The organism is Streptomyces sp. BF23-19 (assembly GCF_041106355.1).
Classification (GTDB): Bacteria; Actinomycetota; Actinomycetes; order Streptomycetales; family Streptomycetaceae; genus Streptomyces; species Streptomyces virginiae_A.
In genome coordinates this window covers 54,592-73,197 of record NZ_JBGBPT010000027.1, presented here as the reverse complement: position 1 = coordinate 73,197, position 18,606 = coordinate 54,592, and the positions used below count along the sequence as shown (strand labels likewise).

At 75.1% G+C, this 18,606-nt stretch carries 6 protein-coding genes; 1 reads left to right on the top strand and 5 read right to left on the bottom strand.

The features are described from left to right. Positions 1-18: 18 nt before the first annotated feature. The 3 genes from AB8A24_RS17515 to AB8A24_RS17505 all read right to left on the bottom strand — a co-directional run bounded on the left by AB8A24_RS17515 (position 19) and on the right by AB8A24_RS17505 (position 16,179). Positions 19-14,310 carry an amino acid adenylation domain-containing protein gene (locus AB8A24_RS17515; protein ID WP_369476494.1) on the bottom strand — a complete coding sequence of 4,764 codons (14,292 nt, stop codon included), beginning with the start codon at positions 14,308-14,310 and terminating at the stop codon, positions 19-21. Positions 14,311-14,568: 258 nt separating this feature from the next. Continuing rightward, the gene (gene entS, locus AB8A24_RS17510) at positions 14,569-15,900 is read right to left on the bottom strand and encodes an enterobactin transporter EntS (protein ID WP_328965129.1); all 1,332 of its coding nucleotides are present in this window, start codon (positions 15,898-15,900) and stop codon (positions 14,569-14,571) included. Positions 15,901-15,939: 39 nt separating this feature from the next. Then, positions 15,940-16,179 (bottom strand): phosphopantetheine-binding protein, encoded by a 240-nt coding sequence (locus AB8A24_RS17505; RefSeq protein ID WP_109783686.1) that lies wholly within the window; start codon positions 16,177-16,179, stop codon positions 15,940-15,942. A gap of 240 nt (positions 16,180-16,419) precedes the next feature. Between AB8A24_RS17505 and AB8A24_RS17500 the strand changes: the two genes are divergently transcribed. Further along, positions 16,420-16,920: a GNAT family N-acetyltransferase gene (locus AB8A24_RS17500; protein WP_369476491.1), complete on the top strand. Its 501-nt coding sequence runs from the start codon at positions 16,420-16,422 to the stop codon at positions 16,918-16,920. A 96-nt stretch (positions 16,921-17,016) separates the two neighbouring features. Here AB8A24_RS17500 and AB8A24_RS17495 read toward each other — a convergent pair whose 3' ends face one another. Together AB8A24_RS17495 and AB8A24_RS17490 are read right to left on the bottom strand one after the other, a co-directional pair. Continuing rightward, on the bottom strand, positions 17,017-17,223 hold the full coding sequence (locus AB8A24_RS17495; RefSeq protein ID WP_030725132.1) for an MbtH family protein: 207 nt from the start codon (positions 17,221-17,223) through the stop codon (positions 17,017-17,019). 52 nt (positions 17,224-17,275) lie between these two features. Continuing rightward, on the bottom strand, positions 17,276-18,601 hold the full coding sequence (locus AB8A24_RS17490) for a condensation domain-containing protein (RefSeq protein WP_369476489.1): 1,326 nt from the start codon (positions 18,599-18,601) through the stop codon (positions 17,276-17,278). Positions 18,602-18,606: the final 5 nt, after the last annotated feature.

The following is an 18,606-nucleotide window of genomic DNA, read 5'->3' as shown; positions in this document are numbered from 1 at the left end:
CCTCTATTCGAGCCTGCGTCACTGCTGGGCCCTCCACATTTCTTCGAGCATGGTGATCTGGTCCTGGTCGAGATCGACCAGGTCGAGGTCCGAGGGGGTGTACCCCGCGGACGTGCCGCCGTCGGCCCAGGCGGCGAGGGCGTCCACGGCGGCCGTCCAGCCGTCCGCGAGCTGCCCCACGGTGTCCTGGGAGAGCGCCTCGCCGGCCCAGATGAAGTGGGCGGTGAGTTCCGGCCCGCCGTCCCCGTCGGTGATCTCCGCGGTGATCTCCAGTACGTGGGAGAGCGGCATCGCCGGGTCGGGTCGGGCGGACAGGGCGTCCGCCTCCGGGGCCGGGCCCCAGGCGGAGTCGGCCCGGCCGGTCTGCCGGCCCAGGTAGTTCCACAGGATCTCGGCGCGGGCCGCCGGGTCGAACAGCCGGGCCGTGGCCGGGTTGTTGTAGCGGAGCAGGCCGGCGCCGAGCCCGCCGTCGGGCACCGCCCGCAGCAGCTCCTTGACCTCCTTGAGCAGCGCCCCGGCGTCCGCGCGCCCGGCGGCGAGGGCCGCCGGGTCGTACGCGCCCACCGGCAGCCGCAGCGGGTGGATGCTGGTCAACCAGCCCACCGTGCGGGTGAGGTCGGCGCCCGGCAGCAGCTCCTGCTCCCGGCCGTGACCCTCCAGGTCCACCGTGAAACCGTCCGGTCGGGCCCGGCCCGAGCGGGTCACCCAGTCGCCGACCGCCAGGACCAGCGCGCTCAGCAGGGCGTCCCCGACGGTGCCGTGGAAGGCGGCCGGAACGGCCTGGAGCAGCGGGGCCGTGCGCTCGGCGGAGATCCGTACGGACAGCCGGCGCGCGGTGGCGGCCGTGTCCGTGGACGGGTCCAGCGGGCGCCCGGCGAGCAGCGGCCCGCCGGGGGCGGCGGCCAGCCAGCGGTCCAGCTCGGCGGTGCGGCGCGGGCTCTGCGCCTCGGCCAGCAGGTGCGTGGTCCAGGCCCGCAGCGGGGTCCCGACCGGCTCCAGGGCCGGTGTCCGGCCCGCGGCGGCGGCCTCGTGGGCCGCCTCCAGGTCGGGCAGCAGGATCTGCCAGGACACCTCGTCCACCGCGAGGTGGTGGACGACGAGCAGCAGCCGGCCGGGCTCGGCCGGACCCCGGTCGAGGTGCACGGCGCGTACGAGGGCCCCCGCCTCGGGGTCCAGCAGGCGCCAGACCCGCTCGGACTCGGCGGCGACCCGCTCGCGCAGGCCCGCGTCGGAGAGGCCGGCCGCGTCCACGCCCTCCAGGACGGCGGCGGCGTCCACCGCGCCCGTCGGCCGGATCTCCGCGCTCCACACCCCGGGGCGGGGCACGGTCAGCCGCTGGCGCAGCCCGTCGTGGTGGTCCAGTACCGCCTGGAGCGCGGCCGTGAGGTGCGGGCGCCGTGCCCCGGCGGGCAGCCGGACCAGCCGGGCCTGCGCGAACGAGGCGAACGGGCCACCCCGTTCGGCCAACCAGGACGCCACCGGAGGCAACGGCAGCGGGCCGGGACCCGCGTCGGCCGTACGGGCGGCGGGCGCGGCCGAGGGCTCCGGCACCGTGGCGACCGAGGCGAGCGCGGCCGGAGTCGGGTGCGTGAAGATCTGCCGGGCGGAGACGGTCAGCCCGGCCTTGCGGGCCAGCCCCACCAGCCGGATGGAGACGATGCTGTCGCCGCCGAGCTCGAAGAAGTTGGCGTCGGGGCCGACCCCGGGCAGGCCCAGCACCTCGCCCATCAGCGCGCACAGGATCTGCTCGGGGGTGCCGGCGGGCACCTGGGCGGCCGGGGCGGCCGGCGCGGCGGGCGCGGCGATCACCGGCGCGGGCAGCGCCCGCCGATCGAGCTTGCCGTTGGCGGACAGCGGGAGCCGCTCCAGCTCCGTGAACACGGCCGGGACCATGTACTCGGGCAGGCGGGCGGCCGCCAGAGCGCGCAGGGCGACCCGGTCGAGCGTGGCGCCGGGCGCGGGCACCGCGTAGGCCACCAGGCGCCGTACGCCCGGTTGGTCCTCGCGGACGACGACGGCGGCCCGGTCCACCTCGGGCGCGCTCGTCAGGACGGCCTCGATCTCGCCGAGTTCGATGCGGAAGCCGCGCAGCTTGACCTGGTCGTCGGTGCGGCCCAGGTAGTCGAGGCGGCCGTCGGCGAGGCGCCGTACGAGGTCACCCGTCCGGTACATGCGGGTGCCGGGGGCGCCGTACGGGTCGGCGACGAAGCGCTCGCCGGTCAGTGCGGGGCGGCCGAGGTAGCCGCGGGCGAGCTGGACGCCGGCCAGGTACAGTTCGCCGGGCACCCCGACGGGCACCGGCCGCAGCCGGGCGTCGAGCACGTACACGCGGGTGTTCCACACCGGCAGACCGATCGGGGCCGAGGCCCGTCCCTCCGCGGCGGTGAGCGGGGTGCAGGCGCCGGAGGTGACGTCGACGGCCGCCTCGGTGGGGCCGTAGAGGTTCTCCAGTGCCACCGGGGCGCCGGCGGCCGAGGCGTGGAAGCGGGTGACGAGCTCGCTCGGCAGGGCCTCGCCGCTGCACACGACCAGCCGCAGCGACGGGCAGTCGGCGATGTCGGTCTCGCCGAGGAACGCGGCGAGCATGGACGGGACGAAGTGCAGTACGGACACGCGCTGTTCGCTGATCAGCTCGGCGAGGTACAGCGGGTCCTTGTGCCCGTCGGGACGGGCGATGACCAGCGGCACGCCCTCGGCGAGCGGCCAGAAGAACTCCCAGACGGAGACGTCGAAGCTCGCCGGGGTCTTCTGGAGCACCCGGTCTCCCGGGCGCAGGGTGTAGGCGCCCTGCATCCACCGCAGTCGGTTGACGATCGCCTCGTGCTCGACCAGCACACCCTTGGGCATGCCGGTGGAGCCGGAGGTGAAGATCACGTAGGCGGGGTGGTGGGGGAGCAGCGGCGCGCGCCGCTCCGCCTCGGCCAGGTCCGAGCCGGCCAGTGCGGCCAGCCGGGACCGGACCGTGGGGGAGTCCAACAGGACCCGCTCCCGGCCCACTTCGGACGCGAGCAAGGTTCCCGACAATGTGTCGGTAAGTATCAGGACCGGCTCGGCGGTCCGGGTCATGTACGCGAGGCGCTCGGTCGGCAGGCCGAGGTCGAGCGGCAGGTACGCGCCGCCGGCCCGGACCACCGCGTGCAGGGCGACGACGAGGTCGAAGGAGCGCGGCAGGGCCACGGCCACCACCGACTCCGGCCCCACCCCGCGGTCGATCAGCAGCCGCGCCAGCCGGTTCACCCGCTCCTCGAAGTCGGCGCGCGACAGCTCGTCACCCTCGAAGACCAGCGCGGGGCCGCTCTCCTCCTTCGCGCCCGCCGCCACGAGGGCGGCCAGCGTCCGCGCCCCGCCCGGCGGGCGGCCGGTGTCGTTCCAGCCGTGCAGCGCGAGTTCGCGTTCCACCGGGTCCAGCACCTCGATCGCCGAGACCGGCCGCTCGGGCGCCTCCACGACGGAGTCCAACAGCAACAGCAGCCGCCGGGCCAGCAGTTCGACCGTCGCGCGGTCGAAGAGGTCGGAGGCGAAGCGGATTCCGCCCGCGATCGCCCCGTGCTCCTCGGAGGCTCCGAACGCGATCTCCAGATCGAACTTGGCCCCGCCGGTCTCCACGGTGAACTCCCGCGCCGGCAGCCCGAACAGCTCCGGTACCGCCCCGCCCACGGAGTGGTAGGTCACCATCGTCTGGAACAGCGGATTGCGCGACCGTGACCGCTCCGGATCCACCGCCTCCACCACCGCCTCCAGCGGCAGATCGGCATGCGCGAAGGCCGCCGACCCGGTGTCGCGCACCCGCGCCACCAGCTCGGCGAAGCTCGGATCCCCGGACAGGTCGGCGCGCAGCACCAGCGTGTTCAGGAAGAAGCCGACGAGCCCGTCCAGTGCCTCGCCCTCCCGGGCCGAGACCGGACTGCCCAGCGGGATGTCCTCACCCGCGCCCAGCCGGTGCAGCAGCGCCGCGACGGCCGCGTGCGCCACCATGAACAGCGTCGCGCCGCCCTCGCGGGCGATCCGCGCGAGCCCCGCTCCGGTCCGCGCCGGGACCTCGAAGGTCACCACGTCCCCCTCGTACGAGGGGACCGCGGGCCGCGGCCGGTCGGCGGGCAGCGCCGGCTCCGCGGGGGCGCCGACCAGCGCCTGCCGCCAGTACGCGGCCTGCCGGCCCGCCACCGAGTCCGGATCGGCCGCGTCGCCGAGCAACTCCCGCTGCCACAAGGCGAAGTCGGCGTACTGCACCGGCAGCGGCGCGAAAGCGGGCTCCGCGCCCACCGAACGCGCGGTGTACGCCCGGTCCAGGTCCGCCAGCAGCGGGCCGGCCGACCCCTCGTCCGTCGCGATGTGGTGCACCAGCACCACCAGCAGATGGTCCTCGGGCGCGGCCCGCAGCAGCGTGACCCGCACCGGCGGCTCGGCCGCCAGGTCGAAGACGTGCCCGCCGGCGCGGACCGCCTCCTCCTCCAGCCGGTCCGCCGCCACCTCGCGCACGCTCAGCGCCACACCGGCCCGTTCGGCCGGCAGGACCACCTGGTACGGCTCGCCCTCGTCCTCATGGAACACCGTCCGCAGGCTCTCGTGCCGGGCGACCAGGTCCCTGACGGCCGCCGCCAGGGCCACGGTGTCCACCGGGCCGCTCAGCCGCACCGCGAGCGGCACGTTGTAGGTGGTGCTCGGACCGCGCACGCTGTCCAGCAGCCACAGCCTGCGCTGCGCGAAGGACAGCGGCAGCCGCTCGGGCCGCGGCGCGGCCACCGTGAGACGCGGACGCCCCGCACCGGAGCGCTCCGCGAGGAGGGCGGCCAGCGCGGCCACGGTCCGCGCCTCGAACAGGTCGCGGATGGCGCAGTCCACGTCCAGAGCGGCCCGGAAACGACCCACCGCACGGGCGGCGAGCAGCGAGTGGCCGCCGAGGGCGAAGAAGTCGTCCTCCACACCGACCGACTCCAGGCCCAGTACGTCGGCCAGGATCCCCGCGAGGATCTCCTCACGGGCGTCGCGCGGAGCCCGCGAGGCACCGGCGACCGGTGCGGCGGGCGCGGGCAGCGCCCGTCGGTCCAGCTTGCCGTTCGCGGAGAGCGGCAACTCCGTCAGCTCGACGACCACGGCGGGGACCATGTACTCGGGCAGGCGGGCGGCCGCCAGAGCGCGCAGGGCGACCCGGTCGAGCGTGGCGCCGGGCGCGGGGACCACGTAGGCGACGAGGCGCTGCACCCCGGGCTGGTCCTCGCGGACGACGGCGGCGGCCTGCACCACCTCCGGCGCGCTCGTCAGGACGGCCTGGACCTCCCCGAGTTCGATGCGGAACCCCCGCAGCTTGACCTGGTCGTCGGTGCGGCCGAGGTACTCCAGCTGCCCGTCCCGGCTCCGGCGCACCAGGTCGCCGGTGCGGTACATGCGGGTGCCGGGGGCGCCGTACGGGTCGGCGACGAAGCGCTCGCCGGTCAGCGCGGGGCGGCCGAGGTAGCCGCGGGCCAGCTGGACGCCGGCCAGGTACAGCTCGCCGGGCACCCCGACGGGGACCGGCCGCAGCCGGGCGTCCAGGACGTAGACACGGGTGTTCCACACGGGGCTGCCGATGGAGGCGGAGGAAGACGCGGGCACGGAACCCGAGCCGCTGGACGGGCAGTCCGAGGCGGTGACGTCGACGGCCGCTTCGGTGGGGCCGTACAGGTTCACCAGTCGGGTCGCGCCGCCGGGAGCGGACGCGTGGAAGCGGGTGACGAGCTCGCTCGGCAGGGCCTCGCCGCTGCACACGACCAGCCGCAGCGACGGGCAGTCCGCGATGTCGGTCTCGCCGAGGAACGCGGCGAGCATGGACGGGACGAAGTGCAGTACGGACACGCGCTGTTCGCGGATCAGCCCGGCGAGGTACAACGGGTCCTTGTGCCCGTCGGGACGGGCGATCACCAGCGGCACGCCCTCGGCGAGCGGCCAGAAGAACTCCCACACCGACACGTCGAAGCTCGCCGGGGTCTTCTGCAGCACCCGGTCGGTGGAGTCGAGACCGTACGCGTCCTGCATCCAGCGCAGCCGGTTGACGATCGCCTCGTGCTCGACCAGCACACCCTTGGGCATACCGGTGGAACCGGAGGTGAAGATCACGTAGGCGGGGTGGTGGGGGAGCAGCGGCGCGCGCCGCTCCGCGTCCGCGACAGGGCCACCCGGCAGCGCGGCCAGCTCGGCCGCCCGCTCCGGCGCGTCCAGGACGAGGATCTCGGTGTCGGGCAGCTCCGGGAGCGCCCCCAGCGAGGGCAGGTCCGTCAGCAGGCAGACCGGCGCGGCCGTCTCCGCCATGTACGCCAGGCGCTCGGTCGGCAGGCCGAGGTCGAGCGGCAGATAGGCACCGCCGGCCCGGACCACCGCGTGCAGGGCCACCACCAGGTCGAAGGAGCGCGGCAGAGCCACGGCCACCACCGACTCCGGCCCCACCCCGCAGCCGATCAGCAGCCGCGCCAGCCGGTTCACCCGCTCCTCGAAGTCGGCGCGCGACAGCTCGAGCCCCTCGAGGACGAGGGCCGTCGCCAGCGGATCGCGCCGGGAGCCGGCCGCGCTCAGCGACTCCAGGGTCTGCGGCGCCACCGGCCGGACGGTGTCGTTCCACCCCTCCAGCACCTGGGCGCGTTCGGCGGGATCGAGCAGCTCCAGCTCGGCCAGCGGGACCTCCGGGGCCGTCGCGGCCGCGCCGAGCAGCCGCAGCAGCCGGGTCAGCAGCGACCGTACGGTCTCCGCGTCGAAGAGGTCGGTCGCGTACCGCACCCCGCAGGTCATCGAGGTCGGCGCGCCGCCGGTGCCCGGCGTACGACGGAAGAGGATCTCCAGGTCGAACTTGGCGTCCCCGGCCTGGACCGGGAACTCCTCGGCCGGCAGGGAGCCGAGGGCGCGCAGCGGCTCGGCGCCGCCGTCCTCGTAGGCCACCATCGTCTGGAACAGCGGGTGCCGCGCGAGCGAGCGCTCCGGATCGACGGCCTCGACCACCGCGTCGAACGGCAGGTCGGCATGCGCGAGGGCGGCCGCTCCGAAGGCGGCCGTCCGGCGCAACAGTTCGGCGAACGACGGCTCGCCCGCCAGGTCGGCCCGGATGACCAGGGTGTTCACGAAGAACCCGACCAGTCCGTCCAGGGCCTCCTCGCCGCGCCCCGCCACCGGGCTGCCCAGCGGGATGTCCTCGCCCGCGCCGAGCCGGTGCAGCAGCGCCGCCACGGCGGCGGTCACCACCGTGTACATCGTGGTGCCGCGGTCCCGGGTCAGTGCCTCCAGTCCCTCCACCAGGTCCTGGGGCAGGGGCACGGACATGGTCCGGCCCTCGTGCGTGGGGCGGACCGGACGCGGGCGGTCGACCGGCAGCGCCAGTTCCTGGGGCAGCCCGGCCAGGGCCTCGCGCCAGAAGCCGGCCTGGTCGTGCGCGACCGATCCGGGGACCGCCGCGTCGCCCAGCAGCTCGCGCTGCCAGAGCGCGTAGTCCGCGTACTGGACGGCGGGCGGCGCGCTTTCCAGGACCCCGCCCGCGCACCGGGCCGTGTAGGCGGCGGCCAGGTCGGCCAGCAGCGGTCCGGCCGACCACTCGTCACCGGCGATGTGGTGCAGCAGCAGGAGCAGCACCTGGTCGTCGGCGGCGGTGCGCAGCACGCTCACCCGCAGAGGCGTCTCGGTGTCCAGGTCGAAGGAGTGACCGGCCGCCGCGTCGATGCTCCGGCCCAGATCGGCCGGCTCCACATCGGCCACGGCGAAGGGCACGGCCACGTCCGAGGGAGCGAGCACCCGCTGGTACGGGCCCTCGGCATCCTCCGCGAAAACGGTACGCAGCGCCTCGTGTCGGGCCGTCACCTCGTGCACGGCCGCCTCCAGCGCGGCCAGGTCCAGCTCCCCGCGCAGCCGCAGGGCCAGCGGGATGTTGTACGTGGCGTTCGGGCCCTCCATCCGGTGCAGGAACCACAGCCGCGCCTGGGCGTACGACAGCGGGATTCGCTCCGGCCGCGGACCCGCGGTCAGCGTAGGGCGGACCGCCGACCGGCGGCCGGCCACCCGCTCCGCGAGCGCCGCGACCGTACGCAGCTCGAACACGTCCCGCACCGTGCAGTCGGCGCCCAGCGCCGTCCGGATCCGGGCCACCAGGCGGGTGGCGAGCAGGGAATGCCCGCCGAGGCGGAAGAAGTCCTCGTCGGCGCCGACCGAGGGGAGGGACAGCACCTGGGCGAAGACCTCGGCGATCCGTTCCTCGGCGGCCCCGCGCGGGGCCCGCCCGGCGGTGTCGGCCGTCGCGACCGGAACCGGCAGCGCGGCCTTGTCCAGCTTTCCGTTCACGTTCGTCGGCAGGACCGGCAGCACCATCACGGCGGCCGGGACCAAGTGTTCGGGCAGCCGGTCGGCCAGCTGGGCCCGCAGCCGGACCGGATCGGCCGGACCCGTGACGTAGCCGACGAGCCGCGGCAGGCCCGGGGTGTCCTCGCGGACCACCACGGCGGCCGAGGCCACCCCGTCCAGGGCGGCGAGTTCGGCCTCGACCTCGGCCGGCTCCACCCGGAAGCCGCGGATCTTCACCTGGTCGTCGACGCGGCCGAGGAACTCCAGCAGGCCGTCGGCCCGCCACCGCACGAGGTCGCCCGTGCGGTACATACGGGAGCCCGGAGAACCGAACGGATCCGCGACGAAACGTTCCGCCGTGAGCGCGAACCGGCCCAGGTAGCCACGGGCGTTCTGCTCACCCGCCAGGTACAGCTCACCCGGCACCCCTACGGGCACCGGCCGCAGCCGCCCGTCCAGCACGTGCGCCCGGCTGTTGTCCAGCGGCCGGCCCACCACCGGCGAGACGCAGTCGCCCACCCGCGCCACCAGGGCGTCCACCGTGAACTCGGTCGGCCCGTAGTAGTTGACGACCTCCACCCCCGGGACGGCGCGCAGCTCCTCCCACAGCGCGGGCGGCACCGCCTCGCCGCCCAGGAGGAACAGCGGCGGCCGCCACCCGCCCGTCAGCAGACCGGCGTCGACCAGCTGCCGTCCGTACGAGGGAGTGACGTCGAGCGTGTCGATCCGCTCCGCCCGCACGTAGGCCACGACGGCGTCCGCGTCCCGGCGCCCGTACTCGTCCAGGACGTGCAGCTCGTGCCCGGCGACCAGCCACAGCAGCTGCTCCCACGAGGAGTCGAAGGAGAAGGAGGCGGTGTGCAGCGCCCGCACCCGGCGTCCGAGCCGCTCGGCGACCGGCAGGTACAGCTCCCGCTCGTGGTCGCGGAAGAGCCGGGTCAGACCGGCGTGCCGGAGCACGACACCCTTCGGCCGGCCGGTGGATCCGGAGGTGTAGATGACGTACGCGGCGTGCTCGGGGTCCACGGGCACATCGGCCCCGGGCACGGCGACCGCCAGCGCCTCCACCGTCTCCGGGTCGTCGAGGACCACCAGGTCCACGCCCGGCAGCCGGTCCGCGACCGCCCGGGTGGTCACCGCGCACACCGGAGCCGCGTCGCCGAGCATGTACGCGATCCGCTCGGCCGGGTGGTCCAGGTCCAGCGGCAGATAGGCGCCGCCCGCCTTCAGGACGGCGAGCGTGGCCACCACGGTCCCGGCGGAACGCGGCACGGCCAGGGCCACCACCGTGTCCGGGCCGACGCCGCGTTCGGCCAGCAGGGCCGCCAGCCGGCCCGCGCGGTCCTCCAGTTCGGCGAAGGTGAGACGCTCGTCCCCGGCGACCACGGCCACCGCGTCGGGAGCCGCCGCCGCACGGGCGGCGAACACCTCGGTCACCGCACCCGGCTCCACCGGCCGGTCCGTGTCGTTCCAGCGGGTCAGTCGGGCCCGTTCGGCCTCGTCCCGCAGCTCCCACCAGGACACCGGGTCCGCCGGGGCCGCCACCGCCGCGGCGAGCGCGCGCAGCAGGCGCCGGACGAAGGTGTCCACGGTCGGGCGGTCGAACAGCGCGGTCGCGTAGAACACCTCGAGTTCCAGGTCCTCGCTGTGCGCCGCGTCCGAGAAGGTGATGTCCAGGTCGAACTTGGTGACACCGGGATCCACCCGGTCCACCCGGGCCGGGTACCCGAAGAGGTTCGCCACGTCCTGGGTCACCGTGCTGTGCGAGACCATCGTCCGGAACAGCGGGTGGCGGGAGAGCGAGCGCTGCGGATTGACCTCCTCCACCACCGAGTCGAAGGGCAGGTCGGCGTGGTCGAGCGCGGCCAGGTCGGCCGTCCGTACCCGGTCCAGCAGTTCGGTGAAGGACGGGTCGCCGGACAGGTCGCTGCGCAGCACCACCGTGTTGACGAAGAAGCCGACGAGCTCGTCGAGCGCGCTGTCGCCGCGGCCGGCGACGGGGCTGCCGAGCACGATGTCCTCGCCCGCGCCGAGCCGGTGCAGCACCGCGGCCACCGCCGCGTGCACCACCATGAACACGCTGGTGCCGGTCTCGCGGGCCAGTGAGCGCACCGCGGCCGCCAGTTCGCGCGGCACCGCCTTGAAGACCATGGCTCCGGCCGGGTCGGTCACGGCCGGGCGCGGCCGGTCGGCCGGCAGCCCGGCCTCCGGTGGCAGCTCCGCCAGGGCCGCGCGCCAGTACGCCGCCTGGGTGGCGGCGAGCGAACCGGGGGTCCGCGCCGAGCCCAGCAGCTCCCGCTGCCAGAGCGCGAAGTCGCCGTACTGCACGGCCGGAACCCCGAGCTCCGGGTCCTCGCCCGCGCACCGGGCCGCATACGCCCGCTCCAGGTCGCGCAGGAACGGCCCCATCGACCATTCGTCGCTCGCGATGTGGTGCACCAGGACCACCAGGGCGTGTTCCCCGCCGGCCGCGTCACGTACCAGCGTCACCCGCAGGGGGGCCTCCCCGGACAGGTCGAAGAGGTGTCCCAGCGCGTCCCGGACCGCGGCCTCGAACCCGTCCGCGGCCACGTCGCGGACGTGCAGCCGTACTCCGGCCCCCGCCAGGTCCAGGACCCGCTGGTACGGCTCCCCGTCCCGCTCCCCGAAGACCGTGCGCAGGGTCTCGTGGCGGCCCGCCACGTCCCGCAGGGCCGCGTCCAGGGCGTCCGCGTCCAGGGCCGTGTCGAAGCGCACCACGAACGGGATGTTGTAGGTGGCGCTCGCGCCTTCCACCTGGTGCACGAACCACAGGCGCTGCTGCGCGTACGAGAGCGGCAGCGGGTCGGGGCGCGGACCCGCGACGGGCGCCGGACGGGCGGCCGCCGTGCGCTCGGCCAGCAGCGCGGCGAGCGCGGCCACCGTGCGCGCCTCGAAGACGTCCCGGATCCCGCACTCGGTGTCCAGGGCCGTGCGCACCCGGGCGATCACGCGTGCGGCGAGCAGCGAGTGGCCGCCGAGGGTGAAGAAGTCGTCGTCGGGGCCCACCGATTCCAGGCCGAGCACATCGGTGAAGATCCCGCAGAGGATCTCCTCGCGGGCCCCGCGCGGCGCGCGCGCCCCGCTGCCCGCCAGGGCGGCCAGGTCGGGCGCGGGCAGGGAACGGCGGTCGATCTTGCCGTTGGCGGTCAGCGGGAAGGCGTCGAGCACGACCACGGCGGACGGGACCATGTACTCGGGCAGCCGCTCGCCCAGTGCCCGGCGCAGGCCCGCCGGGTCGGGGGCGGGCCCCTGGGCGGCGGGGGTGACGTAGCCGACGAGGTGCGGGAAGCCGGGGAGGTCCTCGCGGACCAGGGCCACGGCCCGGTCCACGCCCTCACCGGCGGTCAGCGCGCTCTCGATCTCGCCGAGTTCGATGCGGAAGCCGCGCAACTTGACCTGGTCGTCGACGCGGCCGAGGAAGGCGATCCGGCCGTCCGCGAGACGGAGTACGAGGTCGCCCGTGCGGTACATCCGGCTGCCGGCGGGCCCGTACGGGTCCGCGACGAAACGTTCCGCCGTCAGGGCGTGGCGCCCGAGGTAGCCGCGGGCCAGCTGGTCCCCGGCGAGGTACAGCTCACCGGGGCGGCCGACGCCGACCGGGCGCAGGGCCCCGTCCAGGACATGGGCACGGGTGTTCCAGAACGGCACCCCGATGTCCGGGACCCCGGTGTGCCCGGGGTCCAGCCGGCGGGAGGTCGCCCAGACGGTGACCTCGGTCGGGCCGTACACGTTGGTGACCGAGCGCGCGGTGCGCGCGAGGCGTTCGGCGAGGGCGGCGGGCAGGGCCTCCCCGCCGACGAGCACCCGGGTGCCGTCGAGCGAGGCCGGGCGGCCGTCCTCCAGCAGGGCGTGCCACAGCGACGGCGTGGCCTGCATGACGGAGGGACGGTGGGCGTCGACGAGCGTGGCGAGCGCGGCCGGGTCCCGTACGGTGTCGCGGTCGGCCAGGATCACCGTGGCGCCGCTGATCAGCGGGGTGTGGATCTCCAGGGCGGCGATGTCGAAGGAGATGGTGGTGACCGCGACGAGCCGCTGACCGGGGGCCAGTTCGAGCGCGTGGGCCTGCATGCGCAGGAAGTTGGCGAGGGCCGCGTGCGGAACGACGACCCCCTTGGGGCGGCCCGTGGACCCGGAGGTGTAGATCACGTACGCGGGGTGGCCGCCGGTCAGCGGCGCGGTCCGGTCGGCGTCCGTGGGGGCGTCGGCGGCGGTGTCGGCGAGCTCGGCGAGCGTGTCGGGGGCATCGAGGACGACGGTCTCGACCCCGTCCACGACCGGGGCGGCGGCCGCGCGGTCCAGGGTGGTCAACACGCACAGCGGGCGGGCGTCCTCGACCATGAACTCCAGCCGGTCGGCGGGGTAGTCGAGGTCGAGCGGCAGATAGGCGCCGCCCGCCTTCATGACGGCGAGCAGGGCCACCACGAGATCGGCGGTACGCGGCAGCGCGAGGCCGACGATGCTCTCCGGGCCGGCGCCGCGGCCGATGAGCAGGCGGGCGAGCCGGTTGGCGCGTTCCTCCAGGGCGGCGTAGTCGAGGGTGTCCGCGCCCGCGATCACGGCGGGCACCTCGGGGTGCAGCCGGGCGGCGTGTTCGAAGGCGTCGACGACGGTGCCGGCCGGGACGGGGTGGTCGGTGTCGTGCCGGTCGAGCAGCAGGGCGTCGCGGGCGGCCGGCGTGAGCAGGTCCGCGCGCCCGACGGGGGTCTGCGGCCCGGCCGCGGCGGCCTCACGGAGGAAGTGCGCGAACTCGGCGCGGCGCGCGGCCAGGGTGCCGGCGTCGTACGCCTGGGGGTTGGCGTCGAGCTCGAAGCGGATCCGGCCCTCGGCGGCGTCGTGGTGGACGCCGAGGGTGAGGTCGTCCACGGGGCCGGCGGCGACGTTGTGCACGGAGCCGGCCGCTCCGGCGAAGTCGAGGGAGTTGTCGAAGGCCTTGATGTTGACCATGGGCCCCAGCAGGCCCTGTTCGCGGCCGGACAGGCCGAGGTCGCGGCGGATGTCCTCGGCACGGTAGCGCTGGTGGCGGCGCCGGTCGCGGACATCGGCCGCGACCGCGGAGACCAGTTCGGCCAGCGGGGTCTGCGGGCGCACGGCGACACGCAACGGCAGCACGTTGACGACCATGGACGGCACCTTGAGGGCCGCCGAGCCCAGCCGCGCCATGGCGGGCAGGGAGAGCAGCACGTCGCGGCCGCCGGTGGCCCGGTGCAGGTAGGCGGCGAACGCGGCGGTCATCACATCGGCCCAACTGGCCTTCGCCGCACGGGCTATGGCCAGCAGGCCGGCCGTCTCCCGCTGGGTCAGCGTGGCGCCGTCGCGCAGGAACGAGTGCGCCGCGGGGTAGCGGGCACCGCTCAGCGGCTCCGGCTCGGGGTGGTCCGCGAGCCGCTCCAGCCAGTAGGCGCGGTCCTCGGCGAACCGCGGGGAGGCCCGGTAGGCGTGCTCCTCGGCGAGGATCACCTCGAGCCCGCCGAACGGGTCGGGCGTCGGCTCCTCGCCCGCGGCGAGGGCCGTGTAGACCTCGGCGGTGCGGCGGGAGACCAGGGAGAACCCGAAGGCGTCGAGCACGAGGTGATGGGCCCGCTGGTACCAGAGGGTGCGGTCCGGGCCGACCTTGTGCAGCGTGAACACGTACAGGGAGTCACGGACCGGGTCCACCGGGCGTGCCATGTCGGCGCGCATGAGGGACAGCGCGGTGCCGTACGGATCGTCCTGGCCGGTGTGGTCGAGTACGGCGACCAGCGGTCCGGCGGCCGGCCCGCTCCAGGTGACCTGGTACGGCTCGCCGTCGGGGCCCTCCGCGAAGCGCGCCGTCAGGGCCTCGCTCTCGGAGACCGTCCGCCGGAGCGCCGTCACGAACAGACCGGCGTCCAGCGGGCCGTCGATCTCGACGTACTGGCCGACGTTGTAGACCGGGGAGTCGGGATCGAGCCGCTGGCCGTACCAGACACCGGTCTGGGCCCCGGTGAGGGGGAGGCGCTGGGAGGGACGCTCGGTCATGGACATCGTGCTCCAGATTCGCTGCGGGTCCGCGGCCGGTGGCGGGACCGGCCGGGGGAGGTCGACGGGATGCGGGGGCCTGCGGGCAGGCGGCCTAGGTCGTCTCTTTCGGATCTTGTCGGGTGGGCCCGGGTCGTCCGGTGCGGTGCATCGCAAGGCGGAGGGGCGCCCGTGTACTGGCCGTACTCGGGTGTCCCGACAACGCGGCGAGGTGCCGTGCCGGGCGGGCCGGGCCCGGCAAGATCCGGAAGAGACGGCCTAGGGGGTCGCGGGGGCCAGGCCGGCGGTGTCCGGGCCGGGACCGGCGTCGTGGCGCCGGTCGCCCTCGCCCTCCTCGCCGCGTTCGTCGCGGGGGAGGGTGGCCTTGCGCAGGCCGGGTACGGCGATCGCCACGACGACGGCGGCCACGGCGCAGATCGCACCGTTGACGACGGCCGCCCCACCGGGGCTGAACCAGCGGGCGAGGGCGGCGACCTCGACGTCTCCGACGACGCCTCCGGTGGTGCCCTGCGTGGTGATGACGCTGACGATGCGGCCGCGCAGCCGGTCCGGGGTGCTGTGCTGGACGAGGGCGTACTCGAGGATCTCGTACACCGTGCCGGCGGCCCCGCCCACGGCGAGCAGCGCGCAGGCGAGCCAGATGTTGCCGCTGAGGCCGAAGCCGACGGCGGACAGACCGCCGGTGACGGCCGCGAGGATCAGGAGCCGGCCGGGCCGGGCGGCCCGGGTGAGCCAGCCGCTGGTGGCGGAGACGGCGACCGCGCCGACGGCGGGGGCGGTGTAGAGGAGGCCGAGCATGACCTCGCCGCCGTGGAACTGCCGGTCGACCATCTCGGGGAAGAGCACGACCGGGAGGTTGAAGAGGGCCATCACGCCGCCGAGCACGAGCAGTCCACCCACGACGCGGTTGCGCACGGCGTACTTGAAGGCGACCAGCAGCGATCCGGTGTCGGCACCGGACTCCTCGTCCTCCTCGTCGTCCTCGACCGGGGGCAGGGGGCGGATCCGGGAGATCAGGAGGGTGGTGACGGCCGTGGTGACGGCGGTGAAGGCGAAGACCGGGCCGGGCCCCCACAGGGCGAGGAGCACACCGCCCAGGAACGGCGCGCTGATGGAGCCGATCTCACCGGTCAGGGAGATCAGGGCGCCCGCGGCCGGGAGCTGGTCGGGGCGCACGAGGGTGGGGGCGACGGCCATCAGGGCCGTCACGCTGACGCCCGTGGCCAGGCCGTCCCAGGCGACGCACACGTAGATGCCCCACAGGGTCGGGTCCGGCAGCATCGCGTTCACGGCGAGGCCGGCGAAGGCGAGGGCGGCGGCGCCGCGGGCGCACACGATCAGCCGTCGGCGGTCGGTCCGGTCGGCCATGACGCCGCCCCAGAGCGATCCGAGCAGCACCGTGATGCTCATGATCATGCTGGCGACGGCGACGTCGAAGGTGGAGCCCGTCAGTCCGTACACCTGGGCGGACAGGGCCACCGTCGCCATGCCGAGGCCGAACAGGGACACCACGCGGGCGATGAAGACGGCGCGGAAGTCCCGGCTGGTGCGCAGGGGTTCGATGTCTATGACGAAGTCACGCAGAGGCACGGCAGGCTCCGGGGCGGGCAGGTGTGGGGGAGGGTGGGATCAGGGGGCGGCGGTGAGCAGCTCGGCCCACTGGCGCAGGGTGGGCCGTTCGGCGAGGTCCACGAAGCTGATGCGGGCGCCTTCGGCCCGCCATTTCTCGACGAGCGACATGAGCCGGATCGAGTCGAGGCCCTGGTCCAGCAGGTCCTCTTCCAGGGAGACGTCGGAGGGCTCCGTGTAGAGCACGTCGGCGACGTCGCGGACCAGCCGGTCGAGCGTGAAGGGTGGGGAAGCGGACATGAGGGGTTCTCTCTCCTCGAAGATCGGCGGAACGGCGGATCGGCGGAACGCGGAACGGCGGAACAGCGGCGACATTCCAGCGTTCCATTAGGTAAGGCTTACCTAACTAAACGTGAAGGTGCACGTCAAGCCGGGTGCGGTGAACGCGTGTCTGCCGCTTTGATGAACTGGCCTCTGGGTGTGACGTGTTGGGTCGGGAGGCGAATTGCGGCTCAATTTAGGGAAGGCTAACCTAAGTTCGTGATTGCTGCCGCCACCCCCCGTCCCCCGCTGCACGGCACGGACGGCCTCCCGCCCCTGGTCCGGCGGGCGCGTCTGCCCGACGCCCCCGCCCTGCACGCCCTCTCGCTGGCCTTCATCCGCTCCGGCGCCCTGCGGCCCCGCAGCGTCGACCACTACCTGGCGCACGCCGGGGAGTTCCTCCTCGCGACCCGTCGAGGCCGCACCTCGGCCCTGGGCTGCCTCGCCCTGAGTGACGAGGGGGACGGGGCCGCCGTGCTCTACAACTTCTGCGTGGCCCAGGGGAACCAGGGCCAAGGGCTGGGCGCCGCGCTGCTGCGCGCCGCGCTCGCCGACGCCCGGTACCGCCTCGTACGAGAGGTCTTCACGGCGACCACCAGCGGCGCCGCCTTCTTCCGGAGGCACGGCTTCGTGTCGGCCGGCCCGGGGCGGGCGCCCGTGGCCTGGGCGGCGGCGCTGGACCCCGCTCGTGGCTCGGAGGTGCTCTCCCGGCGGCTGTGAGCCGTACGGCCCGCACACGACCGGGGCCGGACCGGAGCACGTGCTCCGGTCCGGCCCCGCGCGTGGGGACAGCGGGGCCGGGAGGCTCCCGGGGGATCAGCTCCTGGCGACCAGGCTCGCGGGTCGCATGTCCGTCCAGTGCGTCTCCGTGTACGCGGCGCAGCCCTCTCGGCTGTCCTCGCCGTGCACGACGGTCCAGCCCGCGGGCACCTCGGCGAAGGCGGGCCAGAGCGAGTGCTGGTTCTCGGCGTTCACGAGCACGTAGTAGCGGGCGTCGTCGTCTTCGAAGGGGTTGGTGGCCATGGTTCTCTCTCCTTGGGTGTGATGACCGGGGACGGTCGGTTCGGGGATGGGATCAGTGGGGGACCGGGGAGGCCCGCAGGGAGGCGACCGGTACGTCGGGGGCGCGGCACAGCGCCGCCAGGTCCTCCGTGAACAGGTGGGCGAACCGGGCCGGTTCGGCGTCCTCGTAGAGGGCCGGGTTCGCGTCGAAGTCCAGGCGCAGTCGCCCGTCGGGTCCCGCCGCGGCGGACACCGACAGGTCGTCGACCGGCCCCGAGGCGAGGCTGACGACCCGGCCGCGGATGCCGCCGAAGTCCAACTCCGTCTCGAACGGCCGCAGGTTGACCAGCGGCCCGGGGACGCGGCCGCCCCCGTACTGCGGCCACAGCTCTCGCGCCAGTTCCTCGCCGCGCAGCCGCTGGTGACGGCGGAGCAGGGTCAGCTCGCCGGCCGCCGCGCGCAGCAGCGACCGGAAGGTGTCCGCCCCCCGGACCGTCAGTCGCACCGGCAGGAGGTTCACCGCCGTCGCGGGCACCCGTAGCGTCCCCGGGGCGGTCCGCGCCGCCGCGTACACGGCGAGGACCGCCTCGCGCGCGCCGACCCGCGCGGTCACCCGCACCGCGGTCGTGGCGAGCACGATCTCGGCCCAGGTGACGCGCGCGGAGCGGGCGGTGGCGCGTACGGCCGCGCTGTCCGGCGCGCCCAGGTGCACGGTGTGCCGCCGCGCGGTGTCCTGGGCGGGCGCCACCCGCCCGGCGGGGGACACGGGGGCGGGGCGGTCGGCGTACCGCCCCGTCCAGTACCGCCGGTCCTCGGCCTGCGCCGCCGAGCCGCTGTAGGCGCGGTCCGCGTCGGCCAGTACGGAGACCGGTGAGAAGGGGGTCGGGCCGGGCGGGCGACCGTGCACCAGGGCCGTGTAGACCTCGGCGATCCGCCGGCTCAGCAGCGCCACGCCGTACCCGTCGACCGCCAACAGGTGGAAGTACTGCACGAGCAGGTGGCGTCGGGGGCCCACCGTGACCAGCAGCGCGCCCGTGAGGTCGGGTGCGAGGCCGGTGCCCGCCGGGGCGGTGAGCAGTTCGGGCCGGGGTGGGCAGGCGAGCTGGCCCCGGACCAGCTCGACGGCGGCGCCCACCGGGTCGGCCGCCGCGGAGGTGTCCAGGCGCGGCAGGCCGCCCCGGGTCATCAGCCGCGAGCGGAGCCAGGGAGCCTCGTCGAGGGTGCGGAGCACGGCCTCGTCGAGCGCCGCCGTGTCGAGCGGACCCACGAGCTCGATGTACTGGCCCACGTTGTGGCCGGCGTACGAGGGATCCGCGCTCTGCGCCGCCAGGATGTGCGCCTGCGCCGCCGTGAGTCCGGGCGGCGGCCCGGCCGCCGCCGGGAGATCGGTGCGCGGCACGGCCG

What these genes read in the sequence shown, in the direction of transcription:
- AB8A24_RS17515 (WP_369476494.1), bottom strand. Translation starts at nt 14,310, where the DNA reads ATGACCGAGCGTCCCTCCCAGCGCCTCCCCCTCACCGGGGCCCAGACC.
- AB8A24_RS17495 (WP_030725132.1), bottom strand. Translation starts at nt 17,223, where the DNA reads ATGGCCACCAACCCCTTCGAAGACGACGACGCCCGCTACTACGTGCTC.
- AB8A24_RS17505 (WP_109783686.1), bottom strand. Translation starts at nt 16,179, where the DNA reads ATGTCCGCTTCCCCACCCTTCACGCTCGACCGGCTGGTCCGCGACGTC.